10 protein-coding genes are annotated in these 11885 nt (G+C 65.4%); 7 read left to right on the forward strand and 3 right to left on the reverse strand.

Annotated elements, in window-relative coordinates; all coding sequences use genetic code 11:
* The first annotated feature begins 37 nt into the window (after positions 1–37).
* Positions 38–1303 (forward strand): 2-oxoglutarate dehydrogenase complex dihydrolipoyllysine-residue succinyltransferase, encoded by a 1266-nt coding sequence (odhB, locus tag B5J99_RS17505; protein ID WP_117353133.1) that lies wholly within the window; start codon positions 38–40, stop codon positions 1301–1303.
* 176 nt (positions 1304–1479) lie between these two features.
* Entirely contained in the window at positions 1480–2877 is a 1398-nt protein-coding gene (gene lpdA, locus B5J99_RS17510) for a dihydrolipoyl dehydrogenase (protein WP_117353134.1), read from the forward strand.
* A gap of 30 nt (positions 2878–2907) precedes the next feature.
* Here lpdA and B5J99_RS17515 read toward each other — a convergent pair whose 3' ends face one another.
* Positions 2908–3813, reverse strand: a complete 906-nt coding sequence (locus B5J99_RS17515) for a LysR family transcriptional regulator (protein ID WP_117353135.1) — start codon at positions 3811–3813, stop codon at positions 2908–2910.
* Positions 3814–3951: 138 nt separating this feature from the next.
* On the opposite strand from B5J99_RS17515, the gene B5J99_RS17520 reads away from it, so the two are divergent.
* The 5 genes from B5J99_RS17520 (at position 3952) to B5J99_RS17540 (ending at position 10326) form a co-directional block, all read left to right on the forward strand.
* Entirely contained in the window at positions 3952–5451 is a 1500-nt protein-coding gene (locus B5J99_RS17520) for a CoA-acylating methylmalonate-semialdehyde dehydrogenase (protein ID WP_117353136.1), read from the forward strand.
* Positions 5452–5467: 16 nt separating this feature from the next.
* Complete coding sequence (locus B5J99_RS17525) at positions 5468–5878, forward strand: VOC family protein (RefSeq protein ID WP_117353137.1); 411 nt, start codon at positions 5468–5470, stop codon at positions 5876–5878.
* On the forward strand, positions 5875–6750 hold the full coding sequence (gene mmsB / locus B5J99_RS17530; RefSeq protein ID WP_117353138.1) for a 3-hydroxyisobutyrate dehydrogenase: 876 nt from the start codon (positions 5875–5877) through the stop codon (positions 6748–6750). Before B5J99_RS17525 ends, mmsB begins: the two co-directional genes overlap by 4 nt.
* A gap of 90 nt (positions 6751–6840) precedes the next feature.
* Complete coding sequence (locus B5J99_RS17535) at positions 6841–9249, forward strand: ligase-associated DNA damage response DEXH box helicase (protein WP_117353139.1); 2409 nt, start codon at positions 6841–6843, stop codon at positions 9247–9249.
* 75 nt (positions 9250–9324) lie between these two features.
* The gene (locus B5J99_RS17540; RefSeq protein ID WP_162892649.1) at positions 9325–10326 is read left to right on the forward strand and encodes a retroviral-like aspartic protease family protein; all 1002 of its coding nucleotides are present in this window, start codon (positions 9325–9327) and stop codon (positions 10324–10326) included.
* A 7-nt stretch (positions 10327–10333) separates the two neighbouring features.
* Here B5J99_RS17540 and B5J99_RS17545 read toward each other — a convergent pair whose 3' ends face one another.
* Both B5J99_RS17545 and purU read right to left on the reverse strand, forming a co-directional pair.
* Complete coding sequence (locus B5J99_RS17545) at positions 10334–10960, reverse strand: thermonuclease family protein (protein ID WP_245991680.1); 627 nt, start codon at positions 10958–10960, stop codon at positions 10334–10336.
* Positions 10961–11008: 48 nt separating this feature from the next.
* A complete protein-coding gene (gene purU / locus B5J99_RS17550; RefSeq protein ID WP_117353141.1) occupies positions 11009–11869 on the reverse strand; it encodes a formyltetrahydrofolate deformylase in 861 nt (286 codons plus the stop codon).
* Positions 11870–11885 lie beyond the last annotated feature (16 nt).

Here is an 11885-nt window from a genome sequence, read left to right on the forward strand (position 1 = left end):
GCGAGTTGAAGCGGACAAAGACGAAGGTTTGTGAACCATGAGCATCGAAGTCAAAGTCCCCGTTCTGGGTGAATCGATCAGCGAAGCCACCATCGGCGAGTGGCTGAAGAAGCCCGGCGATGCGGTCGCCGCCGATGAGGCGATCGCGAGCCTGGAAACCGACAAGGTCGCGGTCGAAGTCCCCGCGCCGTCGGCAGGCGTGATGGGCCAGCAGATGTATGCCGCTGGCGACACCGTTCAGGTCGGCGCGCTGCTGGCGATGATCGAGGCGGCTGGAAGCGCCGCCGCAGCGTCGCCGCCCGCGACGCCTGCTCCGGCCCCTGCCGCCGCCCCTGCCCCTGCCCCCGCCGCTGCAAAGGCCGATCCTGCGCCTGCCCCGTCGGTCAGCTCGGGCGAGCCGGTGAGCCTGTCGCCTGCGGTGCGCCGTCTGGTGCTCGAACATGGGCTTGACCCCACCGGCATCCGTGGAACCGGCAAGGATGGCCGTCTGACCAAGGAAGACGTGCTCGCTGCGGCTGAATCCGCCAAGGCTGCGCCTGCTCCCGCCGCAGCGCCCGCGCCTGTCGCTGCCAGCGCACCCACCGCCAGCGGCGCTGCCGGTCGCGAGACCGAGCGCGTGCGCATGACCCGCATCCGCCAGACGATCGCCAAGCGCCTCAAGAGCGCGCAGGATACCGCTGCGATGCTGACCACGTTCAACGACGTGGACATGACCGCCGTCATCGAGGCGCGCAACAAGTACAAGGACCTGTTCGAGAAGAAGCACGGCATCCGCCTGGGCTTCATGGGCTTCTTCGCCAAGGCCGCGTGCCTTGCGCTCAAGGATGTCCCGTCGGTCAACGCGCAGATCGAGGGCGACGAGATCGTCTATCACAACTACGCCGACATCTCGGTCGCGGTAAGCGCGCCCAACGGCCTGGTCGTGCCGGTGATCCGCAATGCCGAAACGCTGTCGTTTGCCGGCATCGAAAAGACCATCGCCGACTTCGGCAAGCGCGCCAAGGACGGCACGCTCAAGATGGACGAGATGATGGGCGGCACCTTCACCATCTCGAACGGCGGCGTGTTCGGTTCGCTGATGTCGACCCCGATCATCAACCCTTCGCAGAGCGCAGTGCTCGGCCTTCACCGCATCGACCAGCGCCCGGTGGTGATGCCCAATGGCGAGATCAAGGCGCGCCCGATGATGTATCTGGCCCTGTCCTACGACCACCGTCTGATCGATGGCCGTGAGGCGGTGACCTTCCTGGTGCGTATCAAGGAAGCGATCGAGGATCCGACGCGGTTGCTTATCGATCTTTGATAGCGTGTCCGGCGTGGGCGGGAAGCTGCAATTCCTTCTTGCGTCACCCCCGCGCAGGCGGGGGTCCCGCTTTTTCTCTCCGGCATCGCAAGGCGGGCTTGCCGCGTTCGCGGGAATGACGGGGATGGAATTGCAAACGTAGCCCGGTTAAATCCGGCGCACGATGGAGTTTGAAAATGGCTGACTATGATTTCGACGTTCTGGTGATCGGTTCCGGTCCCGGTGGCTATGTCGCGGCAATCCGTGCGGCGCAGCTCGGCCTCAAGACCGCCTGCATCGAAAGCCGCGAGACTTTGGGCGGCACCTGCCTCAACGTCGGCTGCATCCCGTCCAAGGCGATGCTGCACGCGTCCGAGCTTTTCGAGGAAGCCGCTAGCGGCAAGCTCGCCAAGCTGGGCATCAAGGGATCGGTCACGCTCGACCTCGAAACCATGCACGCGCAGCGCCGCGATGCGGTCAAGGGGCTGACCGGCGGAATCGAATATCTGTTCAAGAAGAACAAGGTCGAGTGGATCAAGGGCCGCGGCGCGTTCACCGGCGCCGATACGGTGGCCGTGGGCGACAAGAGCTATCGCGCCAGGAACATCGTCATCGCCACCGGATCGTCGGTAACCCCGCTGCCCGGTATCACGGTCGATAACGACAGCCAGATCATCGTCGATTCCACCGGCGCGCTCGAGCTTGCCAAAGTTCCCGGCCACATGATCGTCATCGGCGGCGGCGTGATCGGGCTCGAGCTCGGCTCGGTGTGGAAGCGCCTGGGCGCCAAGGTCACCGTGGTCGAATATCTCGACATGATCCTGCCCGGCATGGACAGCGAAATCCGCAAGGAATCGCTCAAGGTGTTCAAGAAGCAGGGCATCGAGTTCAAGCTGTCGACCAAGGTCACCGGTGCTAGTGTCGAAGGCGGCAAGGCGATGCTGTCGGTCGAACCCTCAGCCGGCGGCGACACCGAAATCATCGAGGCCGACGTCGTTCTGGTTTCGATCGGCCGTCGTCCCAATACCGACGGCCTCGCGCTCGACAAGGCCGGCCTTGCCGTCAATGGCCGCGGACAGGTCGAGATCGATCATGATTTCAGCACCTCGGTCCCCGGTATCTGGGCGATCGGCGATGTCGTTCCCGGACCCATGCTCGCGCACAAGGCCGAGGACGAAGGCATCGCGGTGGCCGAGAACATCGCGGGGCTCACCGGTATCGTGAACCACGACATCATCCCGAGCGTGGTCTACACCATGCCCGAGATCGCCGGCGTCGGCCTCACCGAAGAGCAGGCCAAGGAGCGTGGTGAGATCAAGGTCGGCAAGTTCCCGATGATGGCCAATTCGCGCGCCAAGACCAACCATGAAGGCGACGGCATGGTGAAGGTGATCGCCGATGCCAAGACCGACCGCGTGCTCGGCGTGTGGATCATCGCGTCATTGGGCGGCACCATGATCGCGCAGGCGGCACAGGCTATGGAGTTCGGTGGCACCAGCGAGGACATCGCCTACACCTGCCACGCGCACCCCACGCACAGCGAAGCGCTCAAGGAAGCCGCGATGGCGGTTCAGGGCAAGCCGATCCACATCTGACGGCCTTTGCAGGCCGACACGGCGGACGCGTCATCGTACTGGTGACGCGTCCTCGCCCGTCAGCGGCGCGATCCGCCGCGCGACATCGTCCAGCCAGCCGATGAACGCATCCACCCGCGCGAGCTTGCGCATGTCGCGGTGCACCACCAGCCAGAAACTGCGGTGGATCGCGACCCGATCCGCCAGCACCCGCTCCAGCCGCACGTTCTGCTCGCCCATGAAGCACGGCAGGATCCCCACCCCGGCGCCCGACGCGATCAGGCTGTGCTGAACGTTGATGCTCGAGCTGGTCAGCACCGGCTCAAGGCCTGGGCCGATTTCGTCGAGATAGCGCAGTTCGTCGGCATAGATGAAATCGGGGATATAGCCGATCAGCGGGTGGCGACGCAGGTCGTCGACGCTGGCGATCGGTCCGGCGGCGGCGATGTAATCGCGGCCGGCATAGACCCCCAATTGATAGTCCACCAGCTTGCGCACCTTCAACGGCCCCGCGGTCGGGCGTGACAGCATGATCGCCAGATCCGCCTCGCGCTTGGACGGGTTCAGAAAGCCGTTGGTGGCCACCAGCTCGATGCGGATCGCGGGGTGAAGGCGGTGAAACTCGGCCAGGTTGTGGCTGATCACCCAGGCGGCAAAGCCTTCCGCCACGCTCACCCTTATGGTGCCGGCAAACACCGTCTGCTCGCCGGTCAGCTCGGTGCGCGCATCCACCAGCGCCTGCTCGGCGCCTTCGGCATAATGCAGCAGCTTGCGCCCGTGCTCGGTGAGCGCAATGCCCTTGCCGCTTGCCTCGAACAGCGTGGACTGCAGGTCGCCAGACAGCCGCGCCAGCCGCCGCGCGACGGTGGTGGGGTCGATCTCCAGCCGCCGTGCGGCTTCCGCCACCGATCCGGCGCGCGCCAGCATCAGGAAAATGCGCAGATCATCCCAGTTCATAAGCCATGCCGTGTCATGCGAACCCTCTTGTGGCCATTGTATTTATGCAGCCCGCTGTGACGTTTTTACGCAATTGATTGCATGAATGCCAGAGGCTATTGCGCTGTCCAAGCGACAAGCACCTACAGGAGAGCGACCATGCGCACCGTCACCCACCGTCTGGCCACCGGCGTTTCTGCCCCCGCCAGCCCCCGCCAGTCCGACATCTTCGATCCCAACAGCGGCTCGGTGCAGGCCAGGGTCGATCTGGGTGACAAGGCGGTGCTCGACGCCGCGGTCGATGCCGCGCTCGCCGCGCAACCCGCCTGGGCCGCAACCAACCCGCAGCGCCGCTCGCGCGTGATGTTCAACTTCAAGGCGCTGGTCGAAGCCAATATCGATGAACTCGCAGCCCTGCTGTCGAGCGAGCACGGCAAGGTCCATGCTGATGCCAAGGGCGATATCCAGCGCGGTCTGGAAGTCATCGAATTCTGCTGCGGCATCCCGCACGCCTCCAAGGGCGAATACACCCATGGCGCGGGCCCGGGCATCGACGTATATTCGATGCGTCTGCCGATCGGCATCGGCGCCGGCATCACCCCGTTCAACTTCCCCGCGATGATCCCGATGTGGATGTTCGGCCCCGCGATTGCCACCGGGAACGCCTTCATCCTCAAGCCTAGCGAGCGTGACCCCTCGGTACCGGTGCGTCTTGCCGAACTGATGAGCGAAGCTGGCCTGCCCGATGGCATTTTGCAGGTGGTGCATGGCGACAAGGAAATGGTCGACGCGATCCTCGATCACCCGGCCATCGCGGGCGTGTCATTCGTCGGATCGTCCGATGTCGCGCATTACCTCTACCAGCGCGGTGTTGCTGCCGGAAAGCGCGTGCAGGCAATGGGGGGCGCGAAGAACCATGGCATCGTCATGCCCGATGCCGATCTCGACCAGGTGGTCAAGGATCTCGCAGGCGCGGCCTTCGGTTCAGCAGGCGAACGCTGCATGGCGCTTCCGGTGGTCGTCCCCGTGGGCGACGAGACCGCTGACCGCTTGCGCGCCAAGCTGATCCCCGCGATCGAAAAGCTGCGCCTCGGCGTGTCGTCCGATCCCGATGCCGATTACGGACCCGTCGTCACCGCCGCGCACAAGGCCAAGGTCGAAGGCTGGATCCAGACCTGCATCGATGAAGGCGGCGAGTTGGTCGTCGATGGACGCGGCTTCACGCTTCAGGGGCATGAGAACGGCTTCTTCGTCGGCCCGACATTGTTCGACCATGTCACCACCGAAATGAGCAGCTACAAGGAAGAGATCTTCGGCCCCGTGCTCCAGATCGTCCGCGCCGCCGATTTCGAGGAGGCCGTCGCGCTCCCCAGCAAGCACCAGTACGGCAACGGCGTCGCGATCTTCACCCGCAACGGCCACGCCGCACGCGAGTTCGCGGCTCGCGTGAATGTCGGCATGGTCGGCATCAACGTGCCGATCCCTGTGCCCGTCGCCTACCACACGTTCGGCGGCTGGAAGCGCAGCGCGTTCGGCGACACCAACCAGCACGGCATGGAAGGCGTGAAGTTCTGGACCAAGGTCAAGACGATCACCTCGCGCTGGCCCGATGGCGCGGTCGACGGCGGCAATGCCTTCGTCATCCCGACGATGGGTTGAATGAGGGGCTAAACGCGTGCGGCTTGCGTACACCGCCTATCTGGTCCGGGAATATGACGAAGCCATCTCCTGGTTCGTCGATGCGTTGGACTGGACACTGCTCGAAGACAGCGATCTGGGCGGCGGCAAGCGCTGGGTCCGGGTGGGTGGACGCGACGGCGGCGAACTGCTGCTGGCGCGCGCCACCTCGCCCGAGCAGACCGCAGCTATCGGCAAGGAAGCGGGCGGACGCGTCGCGTTCTTCGTGCACACCCGCGCCTTCGACCGCGATTATGCACGGATGCTCGCGGCAGGCGTTAAGTTTGCCGAGACTCCGCGCAAGGAAGCCTATGGCCGGGTGGTGGTTTTTGCAGACCTGTATGGCAACAGGTGGGATTTGATCGAAGCGCGCATTAACGCGGTTTCGGACAACGGAGAGACAGCATGACGACGATCGGATTTATCGGCCTGGGCAATATGGGCGGCGGCATGGCGGCGAACCTCGCCAAGGCCGGGCACAAGGTCATCGCATTCGATCTTTCGGGCGAGGCGCTGGCGCGCGCGGGCGCAGCGGGCTGCCATCCCGTGTCCGATCCGGTGCAGGCGGTCAGCGATGCCGATGTCATCGTCACCATGCTGCCTGCAGGCAAGCATGTCGCATCGGTCTATAACGACACCGTGTTCGGCGCGGCCAAGCGCGGCACGCTGCTGATCGATTGCTCGACCATCGACGTCGACACCGCGCGGCAGGTCGCAGCAGCCGCCAAGGAGCGCGGGCTCGAGGCGGTCGATGCGCCGGTTTCGGGCGGAATCGCGGCGGCCAATGGCGGCACTTTGACCTTCATGGTCGGCGGCAGCTCGGGCGGTTTCTCGGGCGCAGCACCAATCCTTTCGGACATGGGCAAGGCGGTGATCCACGCAGGCGACAATGGCGCAGGCCAGGCCGCGAAGATCTGCAACAACATGCTGCTGGGTGCGACGATGGCCGCGACCTGCGAGACCTTTGCGCTGGCCAAGAAGCTGGGGCTCGATCTGCAGACCTTCTACGACATCTCGTCGAAGGCCTCGGGGCAAAGCTGGTCGATGACGAGCTATTGCCCCGTGCCCGGCGTCGGCCCCGCCAGTCCGGCGGACAACGGCTATGCGGGTGGCTTTGCCGCCGCGCTGATGCTCAAGGACATGCGGCTTGCGCTCGAGGCGGCCAAGGCCAATGGCGCGCAGGTGCCGATGGGCGAGCGCGCCGAGGCGATCTACGCCGCGTTCGTGGAAGCCGACGCGCAGGGGCTCGATTTCTCGGCGATCATCACCGCGCTGGAATAAGGCCGCGGCGCGGATTGCTCCTGCCCCCACGGGCGAATGACAGAAGGCCGCCCCTTTAGTTCGCCCCCCTCTCCCCCTATATCCGCAGCCATGGCGCTGCCCCAAATCATCACCGACTGGTTCGGGCAGCGCGGTTGGGCACCCCGGCGGCATCAGATGGAGATGCTGGAGCAGGCAGACGCAGGACGCCACGCGCTGCTGGTCGCCTCGACCGGTGCGGGCAAGACGCTCGCGGGGTTCCTGCCCACGCTCGCCGATTTCACCGACGGCCAAAGCCATGACGGGCTGCACACGCTCTACATCTCGCCGCTGAAGGCGCTGGCGCACGACGTGCAGCGCAATCTGCTGACCCCGGTGACCGAGATGGGGCTGCCCATCACCATCGAGACCCGCAGCGGCGACACGCCATCGGACCGCAAGGCGCGCCAGCGCGCGCGTCCGCCGCATATCCTGCTGACCACACCCGAATCGCTCAGCCTGTTGCTGTCCTACCCCGAGAGCTTCGAAATGTTTGCAGGGTTGAAGACCGTGATCGTCGACGAGGTTCACGCCTTCGCCACCGGCAAGCGCGGCGACCTGCTCAACCTCTCGCTCGCGCGGCTGCAGGCGATCGCGCCCAAATTGCGTCGGGTTGCGCTGTCGGCGACGGTCGCCGATGCCGACGCCTATCGCGCGTGGCTCGCGCCATATGGCGATATCGATACCGTAGCCCTGGTCGAGGGCGAGCCCGGCGCGGAGCCTGACCTGTCGATCCTTATTACCGATGATCGCGTTCCCTGGGCGGGGCACAGCGGCAACTATGCCGTGCCGCAGGTGCTCGAGGAAATCGCGCGAAACAAGACCACGCTTGTCTTCTGCAACACGCGCTTCCTCGCCGAGTTCATCTTTCAGAAGCTCTGGGAACTCAACGAGGCGCATCTGCCGATCGGCATCCACCACGGCTCGCTGTCGGTCGAGGCGCGGCGCAAGGTCGAAGGCGCGATGGCGCGCGGCGAATTGCGCGCACTGGTCGCCACCGCCAGCCTCGATCTGGGGGTCGACTGGGGCAATGTCGATTGCGTGATCCAGATGGGCGCGCCCAAGGGATCGTCGCGATTGCTGCAGCGGATCGGCCGCGCCAACCACCGGCTCGACTGCCCCAGCCGCGCGATCCTGGTCCCCGGCAACCGCTTCGAATATTTGGAAGCCCAGGCGGCCTTCGATGCGGTCACCGAAGGCCAGCGCGATGGCGAAAGCTTCCGCCCCGGCGGGCTCGACGTGCTCGCGCAGTTCATCATGGGCGCAGCCTGCGCCGGGCCGTTCCACGAGGATGCTCTACTCGACGAGGTGCAGTCCGCCCTGCCCTATAGCGGCATCGACCGCGCCGCGTTTCAGCGGGTGCTCGGCTTTGTCGAGAACGGCGGCTATTCGCTCAAGGCCTATGACAAGTTCAAGCGGCTGGTGCGGCTGGCCGATGGCACATGGCGGCTCGCGCATCCCAAATTTGCCGCGCAATATCGCCTGAATGCGGGCATCATCGTCGACACCCCGATGCTCGAGGTGCGCTTCAAGAACGGGCGTTCGCTGGGCAAGGTCGAGGAGAATTTCGCCGCGCAGCTCGCGCCTGGCGACACCTTCGTGTTCGCAGGCATGGGGCTCGAGGTCGAGCGGATCAAGGACATGGACCTGCTGGTCAAGGCGTCGGCCAAGGCCTCGCAGATCCCCAGCTACAACGGCGCGCGGATGCCGCTGACCACGCATCTGTCGCAGCGCGTGCGCGGCTTCCTGACCGACCGCGCGAGCTGGCCGCGCTTCCCCGATGACGTACGCGAGTGGCTCGAGATGCAGGATTGGCGCTCGGCGATGCCCGAGCCCGATCAGCTGCTGGTCGAGACCTTCCCGCACCACGGGCGCCATTACATGGTCTGCTACCCGTTCGAGGGATGGAACGCGCACCAGTCGCTGGGCATGCTGCTCACCCGGCGGATGGAGGATCGCGGGCTGCAGCCTATGGGCTTTGTCGCCAACGATTATGCGCTTGCGGTGTGGGGCCTCAAGCCGATCAGCGATCCCGGCGCCTTGCTGTCGGCGGATATCCTCACCGACGAGTTCACCGACTGGGTGCAGAACAGTTACCTGCTCAAGCGCGCCTTTCGCGAGGTCGCGGTGATCAGCGGGCTGGTCGAGCGCCAGCATCCGGGCAAGAAGAAGTCCGGGCGGCAGGTCACCTTCTCGACCGACCTGATCTACGATGTGCTGCGCAAGTACGAGCCCGACCATGTGCTGCTCGAGGCCGCCTGGGCCGATGCGCGCGCGCGGATGACCGATGTCGGGCGGCTGGGCGATCTGCTCGACCGCGCGGCAGGCACGATGCTGCATATCGATCTCGAACGCGTAAGCCCGCTCGCGGTGCCGGTGCTGGTGATGATCGGGCGCGAGAGCGTGGCGCAAGGATCGACCGACGATGCGCTGCTGACCGAGGCCGAGAGCCTTGCCGCCACCGCGATGCGCGGCGATTGATTGCGGGCGGTCACCGCTGGTGGTAATCTCATGCCAGTGCCCGGCCTGAAACGGGCGCGGGAGAGGATCGCAGCCATGACCTTACGCCCCCTGCCCGGTGCGCTGGCCCTTGCCTTCGCGCTGTGCGCATCCGCTGCGGCAGCCCAATCGAGCCCGGCGCCATCGGTCCCCGCTGCTCCGGGTGTCGCCAATGCCACTGTGGGCGCGCTGGAGGGTAATGCCGTGAGTGCGGGCGCCGAGGTGGTCAGCATCGCACAGGACCGTGCCGATCGCATGACCGTGCCGGTAAGCATCGATGGCCGCGGCCCGTTCTCCTTCCTGATCGATACCGGGTCCGAACGCACCGTCGTCTCGCGCGACATTGCAGGCGAGCTGATGCTCAAGTTCGCCGAGATCGCCCGGCTAGTCAGCATCGCGGGCAGCAAGATGGTGGAGACGGTCTATGTCCCCGACCTGACGCTGGGTCGGCAGAATTACGGCGAGGTGGTCGCGCCGATCCTGGAGGCGCATCACATCGGTGCGGATGGCATCCTGGGGCTGGACGGCCTGCAGGACCAGCGCATCCTCTTCGATTTCACCACCAACGCGATCAGCATAGAAGATGTCCGCAAGCGCGCCGTATCCAGCGACTTCGAGATCATCGTCACCGCGCGCCGCCGTTCGGGCCAGCTGATCTTCACCGATGCTACCCTGGGGGGCAAAAGGATCAGCGTGGTGATCGACACCGGCGCGGAGTCCAACATCGGCAATCTTGCGCTGCTGCGGCGGCTGGGCAGCGGCAAGAAGCTGACCCAGGAACAGGGCAGCCTGGTCTCGGTCACCGGCCAGTCGGTGACCGTCAACTCGGGGCTGGCGAACGATTTCCGGATCGGGCGCGCGCAGTTCGAATTTGTGCCGATCGTGTTCGCCGATTCGCAGGCCTTTGCCGAGCTGGGTCTGGACAAGACTCCCGCGCTGCTGCTGGGCATGGGTACGCTGCGGCTGTTCAGCCGGATGATGATCGATTTCAAGCAGCGCCGCGTGCTGTTCGACATGCCTTCCAACGCCCGGCGCAGGCCCGACAGGGCCCCGATCTAGCGCGCGTTTAGCACCAGTCGGGACGGCCGTTGCCGTACCACACCGCCAGCCCTTCATCGACCAGCGCGCCGCCCACGCTGGCTCCTGCGCGTGTCACGACAAACAGCGCCCGGCCATAGCGGTCCTGCGCCCTCGCCCCGGGTTCGAGCGTGAACGGCCCTGCGTTTAGCAACTCGACCATCCGCTGCGTCGCCAGCCTGCCGCGCTCGAGCTCTGCAGGGCAGCGCGGCGAGGACACCTCGGGCGTATCGATATCGGCGATGCGGATCTTCTGCCCGCGCAGCCAGATGGTGTCGCCATCGACCACGCAGGTGACCCGCGCGCCACCGCCGCAGATGCCGAACCGGACCGAGACCGTGTCGGGCCGGGCGTTGACGATCGGCGCGCCTGCAAACTGCGCCACCTGTTCGGGCGCATCCTCCTGCACCTCCAGCAGATGGCGTTGCTCGCGCGATTGCGCCCAGGGGTCGGGTGTTTCAGGCTGGATGGCGGGGGCTATCCCACTCTCCTCCACCGGCACCAGCCAGGCGTTGAGGTTCCAGCCTGCCAGCGCCGCCAACAGCAGCGCGAGCACGAAGATGCGGGCATGGCCCTGGTCTGCGCTGGGCGATATTCTGGGGGTTGATCTGGCCACACGGCATGATCGCTCCGGGGGGTTAACGGTTCCCTAGCCCGACGCAATTCAGTCGTGGAAAACCACGGTCTTGCTGCCGTTGACCAGCACCCGGTCCTCCAGATGGAACCGCACCGCGCGCGAGAGCACGCGACGCTCTATGTCGCGTCCCTTGCGCACCAGATCGTCGGGGGTGTCGCTGTGGCTGATGTTCTCGACGTCCTGATGGATGATCGGGCCTTCATCGAGATCGCCGGTGACATAATGCGCGGTGGCGCCGATGATCTTCACCCCCCGCTCCCACGCCTGGTGATAGGGCTTGGCTCCCTTGAAGCCGGGGAGGAAGCTGTGGTGGATGTTGATGCAGCGCCCCGACAGATACCGGGCCATCTCGTCCGAGAGGATCTGCATATAGCGCGCCAGCACCACCAGTTCGGTGTCGGTCTGCTCGATGATCGCGCGGATCGCGCCTTCCTGCGCGGGCTTGGTCGCCGCGGTCACGGGCAGATGGTGATAGGGAATATCCCCGATCATCGTGTGGCTGATCGCTTCGCGCGGATGATTGGAGACGATTCCCGTCACCGCCATGTTGAGCTCGCCGATGCGCGAACGATACAGAAGGTCTCCCAGGCAGTGATCGAACTTCGACACCAGCAGCAGAACCCTTCGCGGCTGCGCCATGTCGCGGATCGACCATTCCATGCCATGCCGCGCGGCGACCTCGGCAAAGGCGGCGCGAAACGCCTCGATCGACCCGGCACCTGAAAGCAGCTCGAAGCTAACCCGCATGAAGAACCGGTCTTCGATGCGGTCGTTATACTGCTGCGATTCCAGAATATTGGCGTGGTTGCCGGCCAGGAACCCGGCGACTGCGGCGACAATTCCGGGCTGGTCGGCGCAGGACAGGGTCAGGCTGTAGCTGTCGGGCATGAAGGGTCCTGTGCTT

Origin of the sequence: Blastomonas fulva (assembly GCF_003431825.1) — a bacterium.
Lineage (GTDB): Bacteria > Pseudomonadota > Alphaproteobacteria > Sphingomonadales > Sphingomonadaceae > Blastomonas > Blastomonas fulva.